Source organism: Citricoccus sp. SGAir0253 (genome assembly GCF_005877055.1).
Classification (GTDB): domain Bacteria; phylum Actinomycetota; class Actinomycetes; order Actinomycetales; family Micrococcaceae; genus Citricoccus.
Genome location: NZ_CP039424.1, coordinates 2217911 through 2243083, shown reverse-complemented (window position 1 = coordinate 2243083; position 25173 = coordinate 2217911). Strand labels below are relative to the sequence as shown.

The 25173-nt window shown below is 73.8% G+C and carries 21 protein-coding genes and 1 tRNA gene; 17 read left to right on the top strand and 5 right to left on the bottom strand.

Annotated features, from left to right (window positions below):
• Positions 1-2: 2 nt before the first annotated feature.
• The 5 genes from E7744_RS09880 to E7744_RS09860 all read right to left on the bottom strand — a co-directional run bounded on the left by E7744_RS09880 (position 3) and on the right by E7744_RS09860 (position 5542).
• On the bottom strand, positions 3-941 hold the full coding sequence (locus E7744_RS09880) for a GNAT family N-acetyltransferase (protein WP_137773963.1): 939 nt from the start codon (positions 939-941) through the stop codon (positions 3-5).
• Positions 938-2782 (bottom strand): alpha-amylase family protein, encoded by a 1845-nt coding sequence (locus tag E7744_RS09875; RefSeq protein WP_137773962.1) that lies wholly within the window; start codon positions 2780-2782, stop codon positions 938-940. The genes E7744_RS09880 and E7744_RS09875 overlap by 4 nt, the downstream gene beginning before the upstream one ends.
• Positions 2779-3822, bottom strand: coding sequence for a TIGR03885 family FMN-dependent LLM class oxidoreductase (locus E7744_RS09870; protein ID WP_137773961.1), 1044 nt, complete (start codon positions 3820-3822; stop codon positions 2779-2781). The genes E7744_RS09875 and E7744_RS09870 overlap by 4 nt, the downstream gene beginning before the upstream one ends.
• A 10-nt stretch (positions 3823-3832) precedes the next feature.
• The gene (locus E7744_RS09865; protein ID WP_137773960.1) at positions 3833-5236 is read right to left on the bottom strand and encodes an NAD-dependent succinate-semialdehyde dehydrogenase; all 1404 of its coding nucleotides are present in this window, start codon (positions 5234-5236) and stop codon (positions 3833-3835) included.
• 230 nt (positions 5237-5466) lie between these two features.
• Positions 5467-5542, bottom strand: a tRNA-Arg gene (locus E7744_RS09860).
• 137 nt (positions 5543-5679) lie between these two features.
• Between E7744_RS09860 and argS the strand changes: the two genes are divergently transcribed.
• The 17 genes from argS to E7744_RS09775 all read left to right on the top strand — a co-directional run bounded on the left by argS (position 5680) and on the right by E7744_RS09775 (position 25152).
• On the top strand, positions 5680-7341 hold the full coding sequence (gene argS / locus E7744_RS09855; RefSeq protein ID WP_168199794.1) for an arginine--tRNA ligase: 1662 nt from the start codon (positions 5680-5682) through the stop codon (positions 7339-7341).
• Positions 7342-7349: 8 nt separating this feature from the next.
• Positions 7350-8879 carry a diaminopimelate decarboxylase gene (lysA, locus tag E7744_RS09850; protein ID WP_246858393.1) on the top strand — a complete coding sequence of 510 codons (1530 nt, stop codon included), beginning with the start codon at positions 7350-7352 and terminating at the stop codon, positions 8877-8879.
• Positions 8880-8909: 30 nt separating this feature from the next.
• Positions 8910-10271: a homoserine dehydrogenase gene (locus tag E7744_RS09845; protein WP_137773959.1), complete on the top strand. Its 1362-nt coding sequence runs from the start codon at positions 8910-8912 to the stop codon at positions 10269-10271.
• 7 nt (positions 10272-10278) lie between these two features.
• Entirely contained in the window at positions 10279-11391 is a 1113-nt protein-coding gene (thrC, locus tag E7744_RS09840; RefSeq protein WP_137773958.1) for a threonine synthase, read from the top strand.
• The gene (gene thrB, locus E7744_RS09835) at positions 11391-12425 is read left to right on the top strand and encodes a homoserine kinase (RefSeq protein ID WP_137773957.1); all 1035 of its coding nucleotides are present in this window, start codon (positions 11391-11393) and stop codon (positions 12423-12425) included. The genes thrC and thrB overlap by 1 nt, the downstream gene beginning before the upstream one ends.
• Before the next feature lie 307 nt (positions 12426-12732).
• Entirely contained in the window at positions 12733-14847 is a 2115-nt protein-coding gene (gene rho / locus E7744_RS09830; protein ID WP_137773956.1) for a transcription termination factor Rho, read from the top strand.
• Positions 14848-15013: 166 nt separating this feature from the next.
• Entirely contained in the window at positions 15014-16123 is a 1110-nt protein-coding gene (gene prfA, locus E7744_RS09825) for a peptide chain release factor 1 (protein ID WP_137773955.1), read from the top strand.
• The gene (prmC, locus tag E7744_RS09820; protein ID WP_246858392.1) at positions 16120-17211 is read left to right on the top strand and encodes a peptide chain release factor N(5)-glutamine methyltransferase; all 1092 of its coding nucleotides are present in this window, start codon (positions 16120-16122) and stop codon (positions 17209-17211) included. Before prfA ends, prmC begins: the two co-directional genes overlap by 4 nt.
• Positions 17208-18056: an L-threonylcarbamoyladenylate synthase gene (locus E7744_RS09815; protein ID WP_137773954.1), complete on the top strand. Its 849-nt coding sequence runs from the start codon at positions 17208-17210 to the stop codon at positions 18054-18056. Before prmC ends, E7744_RS09815 begins: the two co-directional genes overlap by 4 nt.
• On the top strand, positions 18053-19156 hold the full coding sequence (locus E7744_RS09810) for an MraY family glycosyltransferase (protein ID WP_137773953.1): 1104 nt from the start codon (positions 18053-18055) through the stop codon (positions 19154-19156). Before E7744_RS09815 ends, E7744_RS09810 begins: the two co-directional genes overlap by 4 nt.
• Before the next feature lie 5 nt (positions 19157-19161).
• The gene (locus E7744_RS09805; protein WP_137774976.1) at positions 19162-19584 is read left to right on the top strand and encodes a hypothetical protein; all 423 of its coding nucleotides are present in this window, start codon (positions 19162-19164) and stop codon (positions 19582-19584) included.
• 235 nt (positions 19585-19819) lie between these two features.
• On the top strand, positions 19820-20632 hold the full coding sequence (atpB, locus tag E7744_RS09800; protein ID WP_137773952.1) for a F0F1 ATP synthase subunit A: 813 nt from the start codon (positions 19820-19822) through the stop codon (positions 20630-20632).
• Between the two features lie 160 nt (positions 20633-20792).
• Positions 20793-21008: an ATP synthase F0 subunit C gene (locus E7744_RS09795; protein WP_137773951.1), complete on the top strand. Its 216-nt coding sequence runs from the start codon at positions 20793-20795 to the stop codon at positions 21006-21008.
• A 72-nt stretch (positions 21009-21080) separates the two neighbouring features.
• Entirely contained in the window at positions 21081-21665 is a 585-nt protein-coding gene (locus E7744_RS09790) for a F0F1 ATP synthase subunit B (RefSeq protein ID WP_137773950.1), read from the top strand.
• A complete protein-coding gene (locus E7744_RS09785; protein WP_137773949.1) occupies positions 21665-22474 on the top strand; it encodes a F0F1 ATP synthase subunit delta in 810 nt (269 codons plus the stop codon). The genes E7744_RS09790 and E7744_RS09785 overlap by 1 nt, the downstream gene beginning before the upstream one ends.
• 77 nt (positions 22475-22551) lie before the next feature.
• Positions 22552-24189 (top strand): F0F1 ATP synthase subunit alpha, encoded by a 1638-nt coding sequence (atpA, locus tag E7744_RS09780; RefSeq protein WP_137773948.1) that lies wholly within the window; start codon positions 22552-22554, stop codon positions 24187-24189.
• Between the two features lie 69 nt (positions 24190-24258).
• Entirely contained in the window at positions 24259-25152 is an 894-nt protein-coding gene (locus E7744_RS09775; protein ID WP_137773947.1) for a F0F1 ATP synthase subunit gamma, read from the top strand.
• Positions 25153-25173: the final 21 nt, after the last annotated feature.

Here is a 25173-nt window from a genome sequence, read left to right as displayed (position 1 = left end):
GCCTAGGCCCGTCCCAGTCTCCCGGAGCCCGCCGGCGCCGGGCGCGGGCCCCGGTAGCCGCGCAGCGCCGCGTCCTGCCGCATGCCGAGCGAGCGGTACAGCGACCGTGCGGCGGTCCGGGACTCGCGCACCGTGAGGTGGACGTGGCCGGGGGACCCCTCGGCCAGCAGCTGCCGGACGAGGGCGGTCACCACGGACCGGCCCACGCCCCCGCGGCGGGCCTCGGGGGCCACCGCCGTGAAGTCCACGTAGGCCTGGCCGTCGTCCTGGATCCGGCCCGCGGCGTAGCCGAGCAGCGTGCCGGCGCCGTCCTCCGCGACCACCGTGCGGTGGCGGGTGAGCAACTGGTCCACGGTGGCGTAGGCCTGGCCGAACTCGGGCTCGTGCAGCCGGGCGAGCCCCGGCCGGTCGGCCGGTACGGCGAGACGCACCGACACGCCCGGCGGCGGCTCCGGCACGGGCCAGCGGGCGGCCTCCGCCGCGTCCACGACCATCGCCAGGCTCACCTCCGTGGCGCTCCACCCGAGCCGCCGCGCGAGGTCCGCCATCGCGGTGTTGGCCACGTGTCCGCACATCTCCAGCCGCTCGATGCCCGGCGGCACCTGCCCGGCCGCGGCGCGCACGAGGGCGGGACCGTGCTCGCGGACCGCCGCGGCCGGGCCCCACGGGCCCTGCAGCCACGCCATCGAGGGCTCCTCGTCCCACTCCACGGCGATGGCCGCACGGAGCCGCCCGCCCTCGGTGACGGCGCGCAGCGTGGACAGCCACGGCTGGGCCAGGCCCTCGAGCTCGGCCTCCACCCCGGCGGGCTCCTCCCCGAGGAACGCCGTGCCGGTGGCCGGGTCCCGCTGGCAGGCCACGATGAAGCCCAGGGCCGCCCCGCGGTCGCGGAACGGCCGGGGAGTGCCGACGGCGGGCGGGGGCCCGGGAGCGGTCGTCATGCCATCCTCGTGTCGCCGGGGTGGCCCACGCGGAACCACCGGTGGCCGTAGCCGTCCAGGCGCACCTCGAGGGTCCCGTCGGCGCCGATGGCCAGGTCCTCGCCGTCGAGCAGGTCGTGCAGGGGCCAGCCGGCGATCCGGTCGGCCTCCCACCGGCCCCCGCACAGGTCCACGCGGACCGACTGGGCCTCGGCGGAGAAGTTGTGCAGCATCACCGCGGACAGCGGGACCTCCTCCGGGTCCGGCCGCTCGCGACCGGGCCCCTCGTCCTCCGGGGTGCCGTACCAGGTGACCCGGTGCGCCAGGACCGCCGTGCCGCCGTCGGCCTGGGCCAGGACCTCGAACCGGCCCCAGCCGATCTCGGGGGACCGGCGGTAGGCGTGGATGAGCCGGCGGACGTGGTGGTACAGCGAGTCCGGGTCCCGCCGCGCCTGCGCGACGTTGACGTGCTCCGGCCCGTAGGCCCCCGTCACCGGGCGCCGGGCCAGCCGGGACGGCGCCGCCGCCGAGAACCCGCCGTTGCGGCCGGCGTCCCACTGCATGGGCGTGCGCACGGCCATCCGCCCCGGGGCCTCCGGGTCCTCGCCCATCCCGATCTCCTCGCCGTAGAAGAGCACGGGCGAGCCCGGCAGCGAGAACAGCAGCGAGTACGCCATCCGCAGCCGGCGCGGATCGCCCCCCAGCATGGGAGGCAGCCGGCGCTTGAGCCCGCGGCCGTAGAGCTGCAGGGCGGGGTCCGGGCCGAAGGCGGCGAAGACCTCGGCGCGCTCGTCCTCCGAGAGCTTGTCCAGGGTGAGCTCGTCGTGGTTGCGCAGGAACGTCGCCCACTGGCTGTCCGGGTCCAGGCGGGGCCGGCGGGACAGCGTGTCCGCCAGCGGACGGGCGTCGCCGCGGGCCAGGGACAGGTACGCGTACTGCATCACCATGAAGTCGAACATCATGGTCAGCTCGTCCCCCTCGTCCCCGCCGAAGAACCGCAGCTGTTCCGCGAACGGCAGGTTCACCTCCCCGAGCAGGACCGAGTCGCCCTTGCGCCGCTGCGTGAAGGAGCGCAGGTCGCGCAGGACCTCGTGGGGGTCCGCGGCCACCTCCGCCGGCCCGGGGGAGGACGCGTCCCCGGTCCCGCCGCTGGCGCCCTGCCCGCCGTCCCCACGCTCCCCGCCCTCCTGGCCGGCCGCCGGGTCCCGCGGCCCGGCGGGGGTCATCTCCAGGAAGAAGGGCACGGCATCGATCCGGAAGCCGTCCACGCCCAGCTCGAGCCAGAAGCCCATGGCCTTGGCCAGCTCGGTCCGCACCCGGGGGTTGCGCACGTTGAGGTCCGGCTGGTGGCGGTAGAACCGGTGCAGGTACCACTCCCCGGTGGCCTCGTCGCGCGTCCAGACCGAGTCCTCCTGGTCGGGGAAGACGACCTGGGCCGAGGTGTCCGGGGGCGGGTCCGCGCGCCAGACGTAGAAGTCCCGGTACGGCGACTCCCGCGAGCGCCGCGCGGAGCGGAACCACGGGTGCCGGTCCGAGGTGTGGTTGACGAGGAAGTCCACGATCACGCGCATGCCCCGGTCCCGCGCGGCCCGGAGGAACTCCACCAGGTCGCCGTGGTCGCCCAGGCGGGGGTGCACGCCGTAGAAGTCGGTGACGTCGTAGCCGTCGTCCCGGCCCGGGGAGGGGTAGAACGGCATGAGCCACAGGCACGTGACGCCGAGCTCCTGCAGGTAGTCGATGCGCTCCGCCAGCCCCACGAAGTCCCCCACGCCGTCGCCGTCGGCGTCCATGAACGTCTCCACGTCCAGGCAGTAGAAGACCGCCGTCTTCCACCACAGGTCCGAGGTCCGCGCGGTCCTCACGGAGCCGGCTCCCCGGCCGGCGGTGCCCAGGCGGTCCCCGTGGACGCGCCCGCGTCCGCCCCCGCGGACGCGCTCGCCGAGGCCGTCGCCAGGACGGGCAGCACCGCCGCGCCGAAGGCCTCGAGGAACGGTCCCTGGTCCTGGCCGACGAAGTGCAGGTAGACCTCGTCGAAGCCCAGGGCCGCGTACTCGGCGAGCCAGTCCACGTGCTGGTCCAGGTCCGCCGAGACGTTCACCGCGCCGCCCACGTCCTCCGGCCCCGCGCCGGCCGTGGCGGCCTCGAAGTCCTCCGGCAGCGCTAGGTCCCAGCACCGCGGCGGCGGCAGCACGTTGGACTGCCACTGGTCCATCGCGATCCGCTCGGCCTCCGGCCGGGTGGGAGCCCAGGACAGGTGGACCTGCAGGGCCGCCGGCCCCCGCCCGCCGTGGGAGCGGTAGGCGTCCAGCAGCTCCCGGAGGGTGTCCACCGGCTGGTTCACGGTGATCAGCCCGTCCGCCCAGCCGGCGGCCCGGACCGCGGTCCGTCGGGTGATCGCCGGCGCGATGAGCGGCACCGGCTCCGGCGGCGTGTCCCACACCCGGGCGTGCTCCACCGTGACGTGCCCCCGGTGGGTGACGGTCTCCCCGCGGTGCAGGCGGCGGATGACCTCGACCGACTCCTCGAGCCGCCGTTGCCGGTGCTCCTTGTCCGGCCAGGGCTCGCCCGTGACGTGCTCGTTGAGGTTCTCCCCGGACCCGGGCGCCATCCAGAACCGGCCCGGGAACATCTGCGCCAGGGTGGCGGAGGCCTGGGCGATGATGGCGGGGTGGTAGCGCTGGCCCGGCGCGGTCACGACGCCCAGGCGCAGCCCCGTGGTGGCCAGGGCCGCGCCGAGCCAGGACCACGCGAAGCCGGAGTGGCCCTGGCGCCGCGACCAGGGGGCGAGGTGGTCGGAGCACATCGCCGCGCCGAACCCGGCGCGCTCGGCGGCCTGGACGTCGGCGAGCAGGCGGCGGGGGTCGACCTGTTCGTGGCTGGCGTGGAACCCGAAGACCGTCACGGCCGCCCCCTCAGTGCCCGTCCCGCACGTAGTACAGGCGCTTGTTGACGAACTCGTCCATGCCCAGCGGACCGAGCTCGCGGCCGTAGCCGGAGCGCTTGACCCCGCCGAAGGGCATGTCCGCGCCCTCGGCGGAGGGGGCGTTGGCGTGCGTCATGCCCACCTGCAGCCGCTCGGCCACGCGCTCGGCCCGCCCCGGCTCCGTGGCGAACACCGCGCCGCCGAGGCCGTAGGGGGAGTCGTTGGCCAGCCGCACGGCCTCCTCGTCCGAGGACACGCGGTAGACCACCGCGGCGGGCCCGAAGAGCTCCTCGCGGTACGCCCGGGCCTCGGGGGTGACGCCGGTGAGCACCGCGGGCTCCACGTAGTAGCCCGGTCCGTCCACGCGCCGGCCGCCGGCGTGCAGCGTGGCGCCGTGGGCCACCGCGTCCTCGATCTGCTCCACGAGCGCCGTGGCCGCCGCCTCCGAGGACAGCGGCGGGTAGGTGTCCTCGCCGGGCTGCGCGGGGTCGCCGGGGGCCAGGGCCCGGGCCCGCTCGGCGAGCTCCGCCACGAACTCGTCGTAGACGTCGTCCATGACGATCATGCGCTTGTTCGAGGTGCAGGCCTGGCCCGCGTTCTCCATCCGGGTGGCGAAGGCCTCCCGCGCCGCGGCGCGGGGGTCCGCGGCCGAGAGCACGATGTAGGGATCGGAGCCGCCGAGCTCGAGCACGACCTTCTTCAGGTGCCGGCCGGCCTGCTCGGCCACCGCCGCCCCGGCCCGCTCCGAGCCGGTCAGCGAGACGCCCTGGACCCGGTCGTCGGCGATGATCGTGGAGACCTGCCCGTGCGTGGCGAACAGGTTCTGGTACACCCCGGCGGGCACCCCCGCGTCGTCCATGAGCTGCTGGAGGGCCAGCGCGGACCCGGGGCAGATCTCGGCGTGCTTGAGCAGGATGGTGTTGCCGAGCATGAGGTTCGGCGCCGCGAACCGGGCCACCTGGTAGAAGGGGTAGTTCCACGGCATGATCCCCAGCAGCGGCCCGATGGGCCGGCGCTGGATGACGGCCCGCTGGCCGGTGATGTCCTTGATGAGCTGGTCGGCGGCGAGCTCCGGACCCTCGACCGCGTAGTAGGAGAAGATCTGGCCGCAGAACTTCGCCTCCCCGCCGGCCTCCCGGACCGGCTTGCCCATCTCCCGCGTGGCGATCTGCGCCAGGTCCCGGCGCCGCTCGAAGAACAGCTCGCCGGCGTGGCGGACGATCTCGCCGCGCTCGGCCATGGGACGGGCGCTCCAGTCGGCGAACGCCGCCGCGGAGGCCGCCAGGGCCGCCTCGACCTGCTCGTCCGTGGCGTGGGGGTACTCGCGGAGGACTTCGCCGGTGGCCGGGTTCTGGGTGCGGTAGCCCAGGGCCGCCGTCGATGGTGCCGTCATGGGGGACTCCTCGGTCGGGAACGGGGACGTCCTCCCATCCTTGCCCGGGCGGGCCGCGTCCGTACAGGCCCGGCGGCGGTCCGCGGGACGGGGGCGCCGCCGGGCCCGACGGCGGCCGGGGCGGCGTTGCCGCGGACGGGGCGGGACACGCGGCGGGGACGGAGCGCGCGACGGCGGACTCCGGGCAGGGAGTCGAGGAGGGGGAGTGCCCGAACGGGCGAGGGAGGAGATGGTGCCCCCGGCAGGATTCGAACCTGCGGCCTTCTGCTCCGGAGGCAGACGCTCTATCCCCTGAGCTACGGAGGCGGGGGTCTCGCGACCGGGCGGGCCGGTCGGGACTTGACAACCCTACCGCATGGACGGCGCGGAGGAGAAATCGCCTGTCGGGTCACGCTCCGGCCCCGTTTCGCGAGGGCCACCCGCGGAACACTAGACTGTCGCGGGTGACCCCCGAAGACCTTTCCTCAGCCCTGGCCGCCTGCCTACAGGACGCCGTCGACTCCGGCGAGATCGCCGTCGAGGTCCCGGCCCAGGTCAAGGTGGAGCGACCCCGGAACCGGGAGCACGGCGACTGGGCCACCAACGTGGCCATGCAGCTCGGCAAGAAGGCCGGGATGGCCCCGCGCGAGCTCGCCGCGATCCTCGTGCGGCGCCTCGGGGACGTGCCCGGCGTCGCCGCCGCGGAGATCGCCGGGCCCGGGTTCGTCAACATCACCCTCGACGCCGCGGCGGCGGGGGAGCTGGCCCGCACCGTCGTCGAGGCGGGCGCCGACTTCGGGCGCAACACCGCCCTGGCCGGCCGCGTGGTGAACATGGAGTTCGTCTCCGCCAACCCCACCGGCCCCCTGCACATCGGGCACACCCGCTGGGCCGCGCTCGGCGATGCCATCGCGCGGCTGCTGCGCGCCTCCGGGGCCGAGCTGACGGCCGAGTACTACATCAACGACGCCGGCAACCAGATGAACGTGTTCGCGCGCTCCGTCTACAACCGGCTGCACGGGCTGCCCGTGCCGGAGGGCGGCTACCCCGGCGAGTACATCCAGGACCTCGCCACCCAGGTGCTCGCGGACCACCCGGACATCCGCACCCTGACGGAGACGGCGGCGCTGCCGGTCATCCGGGAGTCGGCCTACGCCCACCAGATGCGGGACATCAGGGACACGCTCGCGGACTTCGGCGTGGACTTCGACGTGTGGTTCTCCGAGCGGCGGCTGCACGAGTCCGGGGCGATCGAGGACGCCGTGGCCCGCCTGCGCGAGCAGGGGCACATCGACGACCGCGACGGCGCGGTGTGGCTGCGCACCACCGACTTCGGCGACGACAAGGACCGCGTGCTCATCCGGGCCAACGGCGAGCCGACCTACTTCGCGGCCGACGCCGCCTACTACCTGTCCAAGAAGGACCGGGGCTTCACCGAGAAGATCTACCTGCTCGGGGCCGACCACCACGGCTACGTGGGCCGGCTCAAGGCCATCGCGGCGTGCGCGGGGGACGACCCGGAGCGCAACATCGAGGTCCTCATCGGCCAGCTGATCTCCGTCAACGGGGCCCGGCTGTCCAAGCGCGCCGGCAACATCATCGAGCTCAAGGACCTCGTCGAGTGGCTCGGCGCCGACGCGCTGCGGTACTCCCTGGCCCGCTACCCCGCGGACTCGCCGATCACGATCGACCCCGAGATCCTGACCTCCCGGACCAACGACAACCCGGTGTTCTACGTCCAGTACGCCCACGCCCGCACGCGGGGCGCGGCCCGCACGGCCGAGGCGGCCGGCGTGGACCGCTCCGCCTTCGACGCCTCGCTGCTCACGCACGAGACCGAGTCCGACCTGCTGGCCCGGCTCGGCGAGTTCCCGTCCGTCGTGGCCCAGGCCGCGGAGTTCCGCGAGCCGCACCGCGTGGCGCGCCACCTGGAGGTCGTCGCCGGGGCGTACCACGCCTGGTACGGCGCCTGCCGGATCGTGCCGGTCGCGAGCGACGCCGCGGGCGAGGCCCGCGGGGAGGTCACCGACCTCAACCGCACGCGGCTGTGGCTCAACGAGGCCACCGCCCAGGTGCTCGCCAACGGGCTGGGACTGCTGGGCGTCAGCGCCCCCGACCGGATGTGAGGACCCCCATGACCACCGCCGACTCCGCGCCCGCCACGGCGGGCGCCGTGCCGAACCCCGCCGCCGTGCCGAACCCCGCCGCCGGGCCCTCCCCGCTCGCGCCGGCGTGGCTGGACTACCCCGAGGATCCCAACGCCCTCGTGGCCAAGCTGTGGGCCGCCGGAGTGGCCCGTGGCGACGACGGCGAGATCGCCGTCCAGGGCATCCCCGCCTCCCGGCTCGCGGCCGAGTACGGCACGCCCCTGCTGGTGCTGGACGAGGACGACTTCCGCGCCCGCGCCCGGTCCTTCAAGGAGGCCTTCGACGCCGCCTTCGCCGAGCTGTGCGGGGGAGTGGACGTCTACTACGCGGGCAAGTCCTTCCTGTGCACCGCGGCGGCCCGCTGGGTCACCGAGGAGGGGCTGCGGCTGGACACGGCCTCCGGCGGCGAGCTGGCCACGGCGCTGCGCGCGGGCGTGGACCCCGCGCACATCGGGCTGCACGGCAACAACAAGTCGGACGCCGAGCTGCGCCGCGCCCTGGGGGCCGGCGTCGGCCGGATCGTCGTGGACTCCCTCGACGAGCTGGACCGGCTCGCGTCCCTGGCCGCCGAGGCCGGGGTGCGCGCCCCCGTCATGCTGCGGCTGACCCCCGGCGTGCACGCGCACACCCACGACTTCATCGCCACCGCCCACGAGGACCAGAAGTTCGGCCTGTCGATGGCGGGGCCGGACGCCGGCGCGGACCCCGCCGCGGGCGGGACGGCCGGGTCACCGGCCGCGGCCGCCGTCGCCCACGCCCTCGCGGCGGACTCGATCGAGCTGCTCGGGCTGCACTGCCACATCGGCTCCCAGATCTTCGAGGCCGAGGGCTTCGGCGTGGCCGCGGAGCGACTGCTCGGCTTCCTGGCCGGGATCCGGGACGCCCACGGGGTGGAGCTGGCCGAGCTCGACCTCGGCGGCGGGCACGGCATCGCGTACACGGCGGCCGACGAGCCCCGCACCCCGGCGGAGATCGCCACCGCGCTGGCCGGCGCGGTGCGCGCGGCGTGCGAGCGGCTGGGGCTGGCCTGCCCGCGCATCTCGATCGAGCCGGGCCGGGCCATCTCCGGGCCCTCGACCTTCACCCTGTACGAGGCCGGGGTGCGCAAGACGGTGTCCGTGGACGCGCCCGCCGGCGCCGGCGGCGGCACCCTGCCGCGGCGCTACGTCGCCGTGGACGGCGGGATGAGCGACAACGCCCGCCCGGTGCTCTACGAGTCCGACTACTCGGTGGCCCTGGCCTCGCGCACGTCCGCCGAGCCGGCGGTGCTGACCCGCGTGGTCGGCAAGCACTGCGAGTCCGGCGACATCGTGGTGCGCGACGCCTACCTGCCCGGGGACGTGGCGCGCGGCGACCTGCTCGCCGTCCCGGCCACCGGCGCCTACTGCCACTCGCTGTCCAGCAACTACAACCAGCTCACCCGCCCGGCCATCGTGGCCGTGCGTGGGGGGCAGGCCCGCGTCATCATCCGCCGCGAGACCGAAGAGGACCTCTTCGCCCGCGAGACCGGCCTCTGACGCCACCATCCACCCACGCAACGGAGGACCATGACCGACACCCCCCAGTCCCTGAAGGTCGCGCTGCTCGGCGCCGGCAACGTCGGGTCGCAGGTGGCCCGCATCCTCACCGAGGACGCCGCGATGCTCGAGGCCCGGATCGGGGCCCGGCTCGAGCTGGTCGGCGTGTTCGTGCGGAACCCGGACGCCCCGCGCGACTACCAGCTGCCCCGCGAGCTGTACACCGCGGACGCGGCCCAGCTGGTGGACCGGGCGGACATCGTCATCGAGCTGCTCGGCGGGATCGAGCCGGCCAAGACGCTCATCGAGCGCGCGATCGCCAACGGCTCGGCCGTGGTGACCGGCAACAAGGCCCTGCTGGCCCAGAGCGGCTCCGAGCTGTTCCGGGCGGCCGCCGACGCCGGCACGCAGCTGTCCTTCGAGGCGTCCGTGGGCGGGGCGATCCCGATCCTGCGGCCCCTGCGCGACTCCCTGTCCGGGGACCGCGTCACCCGGGTCATGGGCATCGCCAACGGCACCACCAACTACATCCTGGACCAGATGGACACCACCGGCGCGGCCTTCGCCGACGCCCTGGCCGAGGCGCAGCGCCTCGGCTACGCGGAGGCGGACCCGACGGCCGACGTCGAGGGCCACGACGCCGCCGCCAAGGCCGCGATCCTCGCGAACCTGGCCTTCCACGCGCCCTTCTCGCTCGACCAGGTCCACTGCGAGGGGATCACCTCGATCACCGCCGCGGACAACGAGGCGGCCGCCGAGGCCGGCCACGTCATCAAGCTGCTGGCCATCGCCGAGCGGATCCGGACCGAGGACGGCACCGACGGCGCCGTGCTGCGCGTCCACCCGACCCTGCTGCCGCGCGAGCACCCGCTGGCCGCGGTGCACGGGGCCTACAACGCGGTGTTCGTCGAGGCCGAGAACGCCGGGCACCTCATGTTCTACGGGCCCGGCGCCGGCGGCGCCCCCACGGCCAGCGCCGTCATGGGGGACACCGTCTCCATCGCCCGCCGCCTCGTGCGCGGGGGCGCGGGGCGCACGCACACCCCGAAGGCCGTCTTGCCGGCCCTCGAGGTCGGGGAGGCCACCACGAGCTACATGATCGTGCTGCGCGTGGCCGACCAGCCGGGCGTGCTGGCCGCGATCGCCACGGTCGTCGCCGAGCACGGCGTCTCGATCGAGGCCATGCGCCAGGTGCCGCTGGCCGAGGACGACGCCGTCTACGACGCCCACGAGGGTACCGGCGTGCCCGCGTCCCACGAGCCGGCCGAGTCCCTGCTGCGCATCATCACCCACCGGGCGAGGGAGCGCGCCCTCGCCTCCACCGTCACCGCCATCAAGGAGCTGGACGTGGTCACCGACGTGGTCTCCGTCCTGCGCGTCGAAGGGAACTGAACGAGAAGTGGCACACCAATGGCGCGGAGTGATCCGCGAGTATGCCGACCGCCTGCCCGTGAGCGAGTCCACCCGGGTGGTCACCCTGGGCGAGGGCGGCACCCCGCTGATCGAGGCGCCCGCGCTGTCCGCGCTCGTCGAGGGCGAGGTCTGGGTCAAGTTCGAGGGCATGAACCCCACCGGCTCCTTCAAGGACCGGGGGATGACGATGGCGATCACCGCTGCCGTGGAGCAGGGCGCGAAGGCCGTGGTCTGCGCCTCCACGGGCAACACCTCGGCCTCGGCCGCCGCCTACGCCACCCAGGCCGGGCTGACCTGCGCGGTGCTCGTGCCGGACGGCAAGATCGCGATGGGCAAGCTGTCCCAGGCGATCGCCCACGGCGCCACCCTGCTGCAGGTGGACGGAAACTTCGACAACTGCCTCGACGTGGCCCGCAAGCTCTCGGAGAACTACCCGGTCTTCCTGGTCAACTCGGTCAACCCGAACCGTATCGAGGGCCAGAAGACGGGCGCCTTCGAGGTCGTCGACGCCCTCGGCGACGCCCCGGACTACCACCTGCTGCCCGTCGGCAACGCCGGCAACATCACGGCCTACTGGAAGGGCTACCGCGAGTACGCGGCGCCCTACACCAACCCGCACCCCGGCGCGGCCGCCGGCGAGCTGCCGGCCGTGGCCACCCGGACCCCGGTGATGTGGGGGTTCCAGGCCGCCGGCGCGGCGCCGATCGTGCTGGGCCACCCCGTGACCGAGCCGGACACCGTGGCCACGGCCATCCGCATCGGCAACCCGGCCTCGTGGGAGCAGGCCGAGGCCGCCCGCGACGAGTCCGGCGGGATGATCGACTCGGTCACGGACGAGGAGATCCTCGCCGCGCACCGCTGGCTCTCCGCGAAGGAGGGCGTGTTCGTCGAGCCCGCCTCGGCCGCCGGCGTCGCCGGCCTGATCAAGCACCACGCCCTCGGCAACGTGCCGGCCGGCAAGCGCTGGGTCATCACCGTGACGGGCCACGGCCTGAAGGACCCGCAGTGGGCCCTGCGCAACGCCGACGGCTCGGAGGTCGAACCGCAGAAGGTGCCCTTCGACGTCGTGGCCGTGGCCGAGGCCCTGGGGCTGTCCTGATGCCCGCGGCCGAGCCCCGGACCGCCGGCCCCGCCGTGCCCCCCGGGGCCCCCGCCGGGGCCGGGCACGGCCCCGGCGAGCGGCGGAGCGTCCCCGCGGGCCTCACCGTCCGCGTCTCCGTCCCGGCGACGTCCGCCAACCTCGGCCCGGGGTTCGACTCGATGGGCCTGGCGCTGGACCTGCGCGACGAGGTCGTCGTCACCACCGTCCCCACGGGCTTCTCGGCCCGCGTGGAGGGCGAGGGCGCCGGATCCGTGCCCACGGACGGGTCCCACCTGGTGATCGCCACCCTGCGGGACCACCTGGCCGCGCGCGGCTGGGACGTGCCGGGGCTCGAGCTCACCGCCACCAACCGCATCCCGCACGGCCGCGGCCTGGGCTCCTCCGCCGCGGCGCACGCCACCGCGGTGCTGGCCGCCGACGCGCTGCTGCCGGCCGCCGAGCGCGCCTCGGCCTCCGGCCTGCTGGACGCGACGAGCGCCCTGGAGGGGCACCCGGACAACGTGGCGCCGGCGCTGACGGGCGGGCTGTCCGTGTCCTGGGAGGAGGAGGGGGCCTACCGCTCCGTCCGCATGGACGTGCACCCGGACGTGGTGCCCGTCGTGGCGATCCCCGAGGAGCCGCTGAGCACGGAGACCGCGCGCGGGCTGCTGCCCCCGCAGGTCTCGCACGCGGTCGCCGCCGCGAACGCCGGGCGCACCGCCCTGCTGGTGCACGCGCTGACCGTCGACCCGGCCCTGCTGCTGCCGGCCACGCGCGACTGGCTGCACCAGGACTACCGGGAGCCGGCCATGCCGGAGTCCGTGGGGCTCGTGCACCGGCTGCGCGAGCGCGGCCTGGCCGCCGTGGTGTCCGGGGCGGGGCCCACCGTCATGGTGCTGGCCGCCGGCGACGCCGCGGCCGGCGAGGCCCGGGAGGCCCTCGAGTCCGCCCTCGGCGGATCCGCGCAGCGGTGGCGTGTCCGCGTTCTGCCGGTCGACACCACGGGTGCTAAGGTGGAGGCACACCGCGCAGGCGAGCCCGCCCAGGGCTGACGCCGGCCGGGTGTCCCTCCTCATGCGGGACCCCGGCGGACGGTGCGGATCCAGGCACCGAGCGGACCGAGGACGGTCTCGCGGGCTCCGGCCTGTCACGGCATCATGGATCCACTCCTCCCGGACCCTCTGCGGCCCGGTCGGCGCCAGCCGGCGCCATTCCGCCGACCATCATCATGGCCGGCGGACCTGAATCCCGGTCTCCAGTCCATGCGCCCCGATGCACGTCGGGGCCTACGGGCGGCCGGGGCACACGTAGCGGGACCCCTCCAGCCGGGTCCCGCCTGACGAGGGAGAAGGAACCTTCGTGACCGAAACCACTGAACTGCCCACGGCATCCGAGGGCACTTCCCCCCAGGCCCCCGCCGCCGGCGGCGGCCTGGCCGGCCTGAAGCTGGCCCAGCTGCAGGCCCTGGCCTCGCAGCTCGGCATCACCGGGGGATCCCGGATGCGCAAGTCCGACCTCGTGGCCGCCATCTCCAGCCACCAGCGCGGCGGCTCCGTGGCGGACCGCAAGGCCGCCCAGCCCGCCACCGGGGACGCGTCCCAGGAGGCCGCCGGCAGCGAGGCCGGCGCCCCCGCCCGCAACGGCCGGCGCTCCGCCGCTCCCGCCGCCGAGACCGCGGGCGCCGCGCCGTCCGCCGAGACCTCCGGTGACTCCGCCGACGCCGGCCGGGCCCCCGAGCGCCCGGCCCGCCGGTCCCGCTCCCGCCGCGCCGAGTCCCCGGCCGGCGCCTCCGCCGAGGCCGGCGCGGCCGGGACCGCGGTCGCCGCCCCCGCCGAGGGCGAGGGCCCCGCGCAGCAGGCCCCGGCCGGTTCCGAGGACCAGGCCCAGCAGTCCGGCCGTGGCGGCCGCTCCGAGCGCGGGGGCCGCGGCGAGGGCCGCGACTCCCGCGAGCCGCGCGAGGGCGGCCGGGACTCGCGGGACTCCCGCGAGGAGGGCGAGCAGGAGCAGTCCTCCGGCCGCGGGCGCCGTTCCGAGCGCGGTGGCCGGGACAACGGCCGCGACGCCAAGGACGGCCGCGAGGGCGGCCGCGGTGAGCGCGGCGACCGTGCCGAGCGCGGCGACCGCGACGGCGGCCAGCAGGAGCAGTCCTCCGGCCGCGGTGGCCGGGACGGCCGCGGCGGCCGCAACGACGGGGACGACGACGGCACCGGCCGCCGCAACCGCCGCAACCGCAACCGCAACGACCGCAACCGCAACCGCCGCGGCCGCGGCGGCCCGGAGGTGGACGACACCGAGGTGACCGAGGACGACGTGCTGCTGCCCGTGGCCGGCATCCTCGACGTGCTGGACAACTACGCCTTCGTGCGGACCTCCGGCTACCTGCCGGGCTCCAACGACGTCTACGTCTCGCTGTCCATGGTCAAGAAGTACGGCCTGCGCAAGGGCGACGCCGTCACGGGCGCCATCCGCGCCCCGCGCGACGGCGAGAACTCCTCGGGCGGCTCCGGCGGGAGCAACCGCCAGAAGTTCAACGCGCTCGTCCGCCTGACCTCGGTCAACGGCCAGGCCGCGGACGAGAACCCCAAGCGCGTGGAGTTCAGCAAGCTCGTGCCGCTGTACCCGCAGGAGCGCCTGCGCCTGGAGACCGATCCCAAGCTGGTCGGCCCGCGCGTGATCGACCTCGTGGCGCCGATCGGCAAGGGCCAGCGCGGCCTCATCGTCTCCCCGCCGAAGGCCGGCAAGACGATGATCCTGCAGTCCATCGCCAACGCCATCACCACCAACAACCCCGAGGTGCACCTCATGATGGTGCTGGTGGACGAGCGTCCGGAGGAGGTCACGGACATGCAGCGCTCGGTCAAGGGCGAGGTCATCGCCTCGACCTTCGACCGCCCCGCCGACGACCACACCACGGTGGCCGAGCTCGCCATCGAGCGCGCCAAGCGCCTCGTGGAGATGGGCCGCGACGTCGTGGTGCTGCTGGACTCCATGACCCGACTGGGCCGCGCCTACAACCTGGCCGCCCCGGCCTCCGGGCGCATCCTGTCCGGCGGCGTGGACTCCTCGGCCCTGTACCCGCCCAAGCGCTTCTTCGGCGCCGCCCGCAACATCGAGAACGGCGGCTCGCTGACGATCCTCGCCACCGCCCTGGTGGAGACCGGCTCCAAGATGGACGAGGTGATCTTCGAGGAGTTCAAGGGCACCGGCAACATGGAGCTGCGGCTGTCCCGCCAGCTGGCGGACAAGCGCATCTTCCCCGCCGTGGACGTCAACGCCTCCGGCACGCGCCGCGAGGAGAACCTGCTCTCCCCGGAGGAGATCAAGATCATGTGGAAGCTGCGCCGGGTGCTGTCCGGCCTGGACACGCAGCAGGCGCTGGAGATCCTGACCAACAAGATCCGGGACACCCAGTCCAACGCCGAGTTCCTCATGCTCGTCTCCAAGACGACCCTGGGGCCCAAGGGCGAGAAGTAGCGCCGACGCCGGCCCCCGGTCCACCGCATGCACGCGGCGGGCCGGGGGCCGAGTCGTTCCCGCCCGGCGCGGCGGCGCCGGGGCGCAGGCCCCCGTCCGGACCGCCGGGCGACCGACCGGACCACTCCCCGGACCACTCCCCGGACCACCGACCGAAGGAAGAACCATGTTCGAGTCCGTGCAGGACCTGCTGGACGAGCACCGCGAGCTCACCGAACGCCTCGCGGACCCGGCCGTGCACCAGGACCAGGCGCTGTCCCGGCGGCTCGGCCGCCGCTTCGCCGAGCTCAACGGCATCGTCGCGGCGCACCGGGCGTGGCGGCAGGCCGAGGACGACCTGGCCGACGCGCGCGAGCTGGCCGAGGACGACGCGGAGTTCGCCGCGGAGGTGCCCGGTCTCCAGGAGGCCGCCGAACGCGCCACCGAGCGGCTGCGCCGGCTGCTGATCCCGCGCGACCCCTCGGACGCGCGGGACGCGATCCTGGAGATCAAGGGCGGGGAGGGCGGCGAGGAGGCCGCGCTGTTCGCCGGTGACCTGCTGCGGATGTACACGCGCTTCGCGGAGTCCAAGGGGTGGCGCACGGAGGTCCTCTCCGCCACGGAGTCCGACCTCGGCGGCTACAAGGACGTCCAGGTGGCCATCAAGGGCTCGTCCACGGACCCGGCCGAGGGCGTGTACGCCCACCTGAAGTTCGAGGGCGGCGTGCACCGCGTCCAGCGCGTGCCGGTGACCGAGTCCCAGGGGCGCATCCACACCTCCGCGGCGGGCGTGCTCGTCTTCCCCGAGGTGGACGCCCCCGAGGAGATCGAGATCTCCCCGAACGACCTCAAGATCGACGTCTTCCGCTCCTCCGGTCCCGGCGGGCAGTCCGTCAACACCACCGACTCCGCGGTGCGCATCACCCACCTGCCCACGGGGATCGTGGTGTCGATGCAGAACGAGAAGTCCCAGATCCAGAACCGCGAGGCCGGGATGCGCGTGCTCCGCTCCCGGCTGCTCGCCCACCAGCAGGAGCAGCTCGACGCCGAGAACGCGGCCACGCGCGCCTCCCAGGTGCGCACCATGGACCGCTCGGAGCGGATCCGCACCTACAACTACCCCGAGAACCGGATCGCGGACCACCGGACCGGGTACAAGGCATACAACCTCGACGCCGTCCTCGACGGCGACCTCGGCCCGGTGCTGCAGTCCTGCATCGACCTGGACGAGCGGCACCGCCTCGAGGCGCTGGGACAGCACGGCCAGCAGGGCCGGGGCGGGACGGGGGAGCGGTGACGATCCGGACGGGCACCGTGCCCGCGAGGCCGGCCGGTACCGGACCGGTCCGGGCGCCCCACCCGGCGGGGCGGGCACGGCCGGTGGACGACCTGGACCTGGGCGCCCTCCTGCGCTCGGCCACCGAGCTGCTGGCCGCCGCGGGGGTGGAGTCCCCGCGCGCCGAGGCCGAGCTGCTGGCCGCCCACGTGCTGGGCGCCCCGCGGGGGCGGGTGGCCGCGTGGGCCGTCGCCGGCCGGGAGCTGACGGCCGTGCAGGCCGTCGACCTGCGCCGCCTGGCCATCTCCCGGTCCACCCGGACCCCGCTGCAGTACCTCACCGGCAGTGCCGCGTTCCGCACCGTGGAGCTCTCCGTGGGACCCGGGGTCTTCCTGCCCCGGCCCGAGACCGAGCTCGTGGCCGGCCGCGCCGTCGAGGCCCTCGCGGCCGCCGGCCCCGGCGCCCTCGGCGTGGACCTGTGCACCGGCTCCGGGGCGATCGCCGCCGCGCTGGCCGAGGAGGTCCCCGGTGCCCGGCTGCACGCCGTCGAGGCGGACCCCGAGGCGGCCCGCTGGGCCGCCGCGAACCTGGGGCCCCGCGGGGTCGAGCTGCACGTGGCGGACGCCGCCACGGCCCTGGCCCCGCTCGACGGGTCGGTCGACGTCGTGGTCTCCAACCCGCCCTACGTCCCGGACGGCCGCGTCCCGCTCCAGCCCGAGGCGCGGCGCGATCCCGCGATGGCGCTGTACGGCGGGGGAGCGGACGGGCTGCGGATGCCGGCCGTCGTGGCCGCCGCGGCGGCCCGGCTGCTGCGCCCCGGCGGGGTGTTCGTGATGGAGCACGACGACACGCAGGCCGCCGCGGTGGCCGGTCTGCTGGAGCGCGACGGGCTCTTCACGGCGGTGCGCTCCCACCGCGACCTCAACGACCGGCCACGGTTCACGGAGGCCGTCCGCACGGACCTCCCGGCCCCGCGGCCCCAGGGCTCGGTCACCGGCTCGGTCACCGGCTCGGTCCACGACTCGGCCGCCGGACCGGGGGCCGGACCGGCCGCCGCGCCGGGCGCGGGACCGGCCCCGGACGCGGTCGGTGGGAGAATGGACCCGTGAGCACCCTCATCGACTGCACCACGGACGCCGGACTCGACGAGGCCATCGAGGCCGCCCGCGCGGCACTGGGCCGCCAGGAGTGCGTCGTCCTGCCGACCGACACCGTGTACGGGATCGGCGCCGACGCCTTCTCCCCCCAGGCCGTGGCGGTGCTGCTGGCCGCGAAGGGCCGCGGCCGGAACATGCCCCCGCCCGTGCTGATCGGCGCGCCGCAGGTGATGGACGGCCTCGCGGCCGACGTCCCGGACGGGGCGCGCGCCCTGGCCGAGGCCTTCTGGCCCGGTGCCCTCACCCTGATCCTCCCCGCCCAGCCCTCCCTGGCCTGGGACCTCGGCGAGACCCGGGGGACGGTGGCGCTGCGGGTCCCGGACGACCAGGTCGCCCGCGAACTGCTCCGCGAGGTGGGGCCCATGGCCGTCTCCAGCGCCAACCGCACGGGGCTCCCGGCCGCGACGTCGGCCGCCGCGGCCCGGGAGATGCTCGGCGAGTCGGTGGCCGTGTACCTCGACGACGGCGACCGGGACCTCTCGGCCCCGTCCACGATCGTGGACTGCACCGTCACCCCCTTCCGCGTGGTGCGCCAGGGCGCCCTGCCGCACGCCGAGCTCGCGGCCGTGGTGCCCGACCTCGTGCCGCTCGACGGCGCGGGATCCGCGGATGCCGCCGGTGCCGGGACCGGCCCGGCCGCGCCCGCCGCCGCCGAGCCCGCCGAGGTCGCCCCCGCCGACGCCGAGCCCGCCGAGGTCGCCCCCGCCGACGCCGCGCCCGCGACCGGTCCGCATGACGGTGCCGGAGCCGACGCCGGGCCCGGGGACACGCCGGGCGGGGCCCCCGCCGGTCGATGAGGGCCTACCTGCTGCTGCTCGTGCTGTCCGCCCTCGTGAGCTTCGCCCTCACGCCGGCGGTCCGCGTGCTGGCGCTGCGGGGGCGCGTCTACACCCCCCGCCGCCAGCGGGACGTGCACCGGCAGCCGGTGCCCAAGCTCGGCGGCGTGGCGATGCTGGCCGGCGTCCTGGCCGCGCTCGGGGTGGGCGCCATGGTGCCCTTCCTCGGCGGCATCTTCACGGACCCGGTCCCGGTGCGCGGCGTGCTGCTCGCCCTGGCCGTGGTGCTCGTCATGGGGGTCGCCGACGACCTGTGGGACCTGCACTGGTCCCTCAAGCTCTCCGGACAGGTCGCGGCCGCGGGACTCGTGGCGCTGCACGGGGTGCGCGTAGAGGCCATGCCCGTCGGCTGGATCCCGGTCGGCAGCGAGCCCCTCCAGCTGGGCCTGACCGTGTTCATCCTCGTGCTGACCATGAATGCCATCAACTTCGTGGACGGGCTGGACGGGCTGGCCGCGGGCGTCGCGGTGATCGGCGGCTCGGCCTTCTTCATCTACTCCTACCTGCTGACGCGCACCATCAACCAGTTCGACTACTCCAACCTCGCCACCCTGCTGATGGCGGTGCTGGTGGGCTCGTGCCTGGGCTTCCTGCCGCACAACCTGAACCCGGCGCGGATCTTCATGGGGGAGGTCGGCGCCATGGTCATCGGCCTGCTGATGGCCACCGCCGCGATCGCGGTGACCGCGGACCTCGGCGCCCTGGCGGGCTTCCGCTTCCGCAACGTGCCGGCCTACATGCCGGTGCTGCTGCCGATCGCCGTGATGGCCCTGCCGCTGGCCGACCTGGCGCTGGCCGTGGTGCGCCGCACGGCGCGGGGGGCCAGCCCGTTCTCCGCCGACCGCGGCCACCTGCACCACAAGCTCGTGGACGGCGGCTACACGCACCGCCAGGCCGTGCTGCTGCTGTACCTGTGGACGTTCCTCATCGCCTACGGCGTGGTGTCCCTGAACTTCCTGGACTGGCGGCTCGTGCTGCCGGTCATGGCCGCGCTGCTGCTGGGTGCCGGCTACCTGACCCTGCATCCCTGGGTCCACCGTTCCAGAAGGGGGAGCCCGTGAGCACCATGCCGACCAGACGACGCCCGCGCCGCGTGAACACCCGGGGGTGGTGGGGGATCCTCGCCGCGTGCCTGGCCGTCTGCGTGCCCCTCGTGGCGGTGGCGGCGGGCGCCGCCTGGCCGCTGGCCGGCGGCGCCGCCGCCGCCTCGCTGGGACTGGCCGGGGCCGTCGTCGTGCTGCTGTCCGCCATGACCCTGGCGCTCACGGCGTGGTCCTGGGACCGCTGGCGGGACCAGGCCATCTTCATCGCCATGTTCGGCTTCGTGGTGAAGATCGTCCTGATGGCCGTGCTGCTCACCGTGGTGCCCGCCCCGGGCTGGCTGGACACCCTCGGTGCGGGGGTGGGGGCGCTGCTGGCCATCGTCGCGTGGCAGGCCACCGAGGTGCTCGTCTTCGCCCGCACGCGGCGCCAGGTGTACGACGACTGAGGGCCCGCCGGCCGCCGAACTCGCCCGGATTTCGACACGTCGTAGAAATAAATCGCCATGACCCCCGGAAACCGTGCCGAATGGGGGGTTTTTGGTCAGGAGGACCCTGCCCGGTTTGGTAGGCTCATCAACGATCAATAACGACGGCCGGGGCGCAGCCATGTCGCCGCCCTGTCCGCGTGGAGGGAACGCCCACGTCCGCGTTCCGCTGACGGACACTGCAGAGAGGATCAGCGTGCTACCGATCGTGCTCGCCAGCTCCACCGATCAGGGTGGATTCGCTCCGCCCACGATCGACCAGACCCACCTGCCGGACATCCTGCCCTGGATGGCCGAGTACGGCACGGGCTTCGGCAAGCAGATGCTGATGATCATCCTCTCGGTGATCCTCATCTCGGCCTTCTTCATGATGGCCATGCGCAAGCCGGGCCTGGTCCCCGGGAAGGTCCAGTGGCTCGCCGAGTCCGGCTACGCCTTCGTGCGCAACGGCATCGGCCGGGACATCATCGGCGAGAGGGAGTTCAAGGCCTGGGTGCCGCTGCTGTTCGGCATCTTCTTCTTCGTGCTGCTGAACAACTTCTTCGGCGCCATCCCGTTCCTGCAGCTGCCGAGCTTCTCGCACGCCGGCTCCGCCTACGCGCTGGCGCTCATCGTCTACATCATCTGGATCGGCGTGGGCGTCAAGCACCACGGTCCGAAGTACTTCAAGCTCGCCGTGGTGCCGACCGGGGTCCCCGGCTGGATCCTGCCGCTGCTCGTGCCGCTGGAGATCATCTCCAACTTCATCGTGCGGCCGCTGACCCACTCGCTGCGTCTGATGGCCACCATGCTCTCGGGCCACATGATCGTGATGCTCGCCGGCTCCGGCGCGGCCTTCCTCATCACCGAGACCGGCAACCTGGCCCTGCAGGGCACCGGCGTGCTGGTGATCCTCGGCTCCGTGGCCATGTACTTCCTCGAGCTGCTGATCATGTTCCTGCAGGCGTTCGTCTTCACCTTGCTGACCGCGATCTACATCCAAGGGGCCCTGGCCGCCAACGACCACTGACCTTCCGGGACCGTGACCGGCCGGCCGAGCGCCGGACGGGCCACGGGAACGGATCGGCGGGCACCGTCCGCCACCGCAGCACTTCCCGGTGCCGGCAACCGCCGGGACCACGCCGGGGATACCCGCACAACCTGCCGACTGGCATCTTGAAAGGAACACAATGGAACTGCACGGTTCTCTGAACATGATCGGCTACGGCCTGGCCGCCATCGGCTCCGCGATCGGCGTGGGCCTGATCTTCGCCGCCTACATCAACGGCGTCGCCCGCCAGCCGGAGGCCCAGCGCATCCTGCAGCCGATCGCCCTGCTCGGCTTCGCCCTGGCCGAGGCCCTCGCCATCCTGGGTCTGGTCTTCGCCTTCGTCGTCGGCGTCTGACCCCTCCTGCCATCTGCAGGCCGCTCCGCCGGCCGCCCATGACAGGAAACATCACCAAAGGATGGTTGAACCATGATCAGGTCTGAACTGATCCTCGTCGCAGCCGAGGAGGGGCACAGCGCCAATCCGCTGCTTCCGAACTGGTGGGAGGTGCTGGTCACCGCCGTCGGCTTCGCCGTGCTGATGTTCCTCGTAGTGAAGTACATCGCCCCGGCCCTGGAGAAGGCGTACCAGGACCGTGTCGACGCGATCGAGGGCGGCCTCGAGAAGGCCGAGAAGGCACAGGCCGAGGCCAATGCCCTCAAGGCCAGCTACGAGCAGCAGCAGCAGGACGGCTACGTCGAGGCCAACCGCATCCGCGAGGAGGCCCGCGCCGAGGCCGCCCAGATCCTGGCGGACGCCCGGGAGAAGGCGTCCACGGAGGCTGCCCGCATCGCCGAGCAGGCCCAGGCGCAGATCGCCGCGGAGCGCGTGCAGGCCGAGGCCTCGCTGCGCACCGACGTCGGCAGCCTGGCCACCACCCTGGCCAGCCGCATCGTGGGGGAGTCCCTCGAGGACGACGCCCGCGCCCAGCGCGTCGTGGACCGGTTCCTCGAGGACCTGGAGCGCAGCGAGGCCACCGGCCGGACCGCCACCAGCGCAGGTGCTGCTGAGTAATGGCCGGCACTTCTTCCGACTCACTGACGGCCGCCCGCCGGGACCTGGACCCCGTCCTGACCTCCGGCGGCCTGCCGCTGGCGGCAGAGCTGTTCACGGCCCTGCGGACCGTCGACGACAACGCGCCGCTGCGCCGCGCCATGACCGATCCCTCGTGGACGGTCGAGCGGCGCGTCGGCGTGGTGCGGTCGCTGTTCGGCGGCCGCGTCTCGGAGGGCGCCACCACGGTCCTCGCGGACCTGGCGGCCCGCCGCTGGACCCGTGACCGGGACTTCGGCGACGCCCTCGAGCAACTGGCCACCACCGCGGTGGCCGCCTCCGCCGAGCGCGAGGGACTGGACGGACTGGGCCGGCTCGCCGACCAGCTGCTGGCCTTCAACCGCGCCGTCGGGGAATCCCACGACCTGCAGCGTGCACTGACGGATCCGCAGGCGCCGACGGCGTCGCGGGGCACCCTGGCCGAGCGACTGCTGGGCGGTGCCTCCCCGGAGGCCCGCCTGCTGGTGCGCCAGGCCGTGGAGCACCCGCGGGGGCTGAAGCCCGTGGACCTGGTCCGGGACTTCGTGGACGCCGTGGCCGAGCGCCAGCGGCAGTGGATCGCGGAGGTCACCGTGGCCCGTCCCCTCGCGGCCGGGCAGCACGAGCGTCTCGCGGCCGGGCTGCGTCGCCTCTTCGGCCGTGACCTGAGGCTGGACGTGGCGGTCGATCCCGAGCTGGTCGGCGGCATCCGGGTCCAGGTGGGGGACGACGTCGTCGACTCCTCCGTCCAGTCCCGTCTCCACGACCTCCAGCGGAAGCTGGCCGGCTGAGGCCGGCGAACCACGAAACAGACACCTTCGGTCATCGGCATCTCGATGATCACCAACTGAGAGAGCAGGGAATGCAGATGGCCGACTTGACCATCAACGCTGATGATGTTCGCAATGCCCTGAATGAGTTCGCGGCATCGTACGAACCCGCCGGCACCGAGCGTGTGGAGGTCGGCCACGTCGTCTCCGCCGCGGACGGCATCGCCCGGGTGGAGGGCCTGCCCTCCGCCATGGCCAACGAGCTGCTTCGCTTCGAGGACGGCACCCTGGGCCTGGCCCAGAACCTGGACACCCGCGAGATCGGCGTCGTCGTGCTCGGCGACTTCCAGGGCATCGAGGAGGGCCAGGAGGTGCAGCGCACCGGCGAGGTCCTCTCCGTCCCGGTGGGCGACAAGTTCCTGGGCCGCGTCGTGGACCCGCTGGGCGCCCCGATCGACGACCTCGGCCCCATCGAGGCCGAGGGCCGCCGCGCCATGGAGCTCCAGGCCCCGGGCGTGACGCAGCGCAAGTCCGTGGACGAGCCGCTGCAGACCGGCATGAAGTCGATCGACGCCATGATCCCGATCGGCCGCGGCCAGCGCCAGCTGATCATCGGTGACCGCCAGACCGGCAAGACCGCGATCGGCATCGACACGATCCTGAACCAGAAGGCCAACTGGGAGTCCGGCGACCCGTCGAAGCAGGTCCGCTGCATCTACGTCGCCGTGGGCCAGAAGGCCTCCACCATCGCCGCGGTCCGCCACACCCTGGAGGAGCACGGCGCCCTGGAGTACACCACGATCGTGGCGTCCCCGGCCTCCGACCCGGCCGGCTTCAAGTACCTCGCCCCCTACGCCGGCTCGGCCATCGGCCAGCACTGGATGTACGGCGGCAAGCACGTGCTGATCATCTTCGACGACCTGTCCAAGCAGGCCGAGGCCTACCGTGCGGTCTCGCTGCTGCTGCGCCGCCCGCCGGGACGCGAGGCCTACCCGGGCGACGTCTTCTACCTGCACTCCCGCCTGCTGGAGCGTTGCGCCAAGCTCTCCGACGAGCTCGGCGGCGGCTCGATGACCGGCCTGCCGATCGTGGAGACCAAGGCCAACGACGTCTCGGCGTACATCCCGACCAACGTCATCTCCATCACCGACGGCCAGATCTTCCTGCAGTCGGACCTGTTCAACGCCAACCAGCGTCCCGCCGTGGACGTGGGCATCTCGGTGTCCCGCGTGGGCGGTGCCGCGCAGATCAAGGCGATGAAGAAGGTCTCCGGCACCCTGAAGCTGGACCTGGCCCAGTACCGCGACCAGCAGGCGTTCGCCATGTTCGCCTCGGACCTGGACCCGGCCACCCGCCGCCAGCTGCAGCGCGGTGAGCGCCTGACCGAGCTGCTCAAGCAGCCGCAGTACTCGCCGTACCCGGTCGAGGAGCAGGTCGTGTCCATCTGGACCGGCGCGAACGGCCACCTGGACGAGGTGCCGGTCGAGGACGTGCTGCGCTTCGAGCGCGAGTTCCTGGACCACCTGCGCCACAAGGACCTGGTGCTCGGCTCGATCCGGGAGACCGGCAAGCTCGAGGACTCGGCCCTGGAGACGCTGAAGGCCGAGGTGGAGGCCTTCAAGAAGGGCTTCTTCGGCGAGGGCGACAACAAGCTCGTGGCCGCCGGGCACGAGGAGCACGATCCGCTGGCCGCCGACGCGGTCACCCAGGAAAAGATCGTCAAGCAGAAGCGCTGACCGCCGCCGAGCACCGGTGCCCGCCCCCGCGGCGGGCACCGGTGCTCGGGAGCGAAGGAAAGGACAACCATGGGAGCCCAGATCCGGGTCTACCGCCAGAAGATCGCCTCGACGCAGTCGATGCAGAAGATCTTCAAGGCGATGGAGCTGATCGCCACGTCCCGCATCGGCAAGGCGCGTGAGCGCGTAGCCGCGTCGCTGCCGTACGCCAACGCGATCACCCGCGCCGTGTCCGCCGTGTCGTCGCAGCAGGACATCGAGCACGTGCTCACCTCCGAGGTCGAGGACCCGAAGCGCTCGGCCGTGCTGGTCCTCTCCTCCGACCGCGGCATGGCCGGCGCGTACTCGGCGAACGTGCTGCGGCACGCCGAGGAGCTGCTGGAGAAGCTGCACGCGGAGGGCAAGGAGACGGACATCTACCTCGTGGGCCGCAAGGCGCAGGGGTACTTCGACTTCCGGAACCGCGAGTACAAGCAGTTCTGGGCCGGCGACACCGACAGCCCGAAGTTCGCCCGCGCCCGCGAGATCGGCGAGATCCTCGTCGAGTCGTTCCTGCAGGACACCGAGGCCGGCGGCGTGGACGAGATCCACGTCGTCTACACCGAGTTCCAGTCGCTCGTGACCCAGGTCCCGACCGTCGTCCGGCTGCTGCCCCTCCAGGTGGTGGAGGAGGAGGTCTCCGAGGACACCGAGCTGTACCCGCTGTACGAGTACGAGCCGGCTCCCGAGGAGGTCCTCGACGCGCTGCTGCCGAAGTACATCGAGTCGCGGATCTTCTCCTCGATGCTCCAGTCCGCGGCGTCCGAGCTGGCCAACCGCCAGCGCGCGATGAAGGCGGCCGGCGACAACGCCAAGGAGCTCGTCCGGGAGTACACCCTGAAGATGAACAACGCCCGCCAGGCCGAGATCACGCAGGAGCTCACCGAGCTCATCGCCGGTGCCGACGCGCTCAGCGCGTCCTGACGCCGCACCGCCCCGCAACAC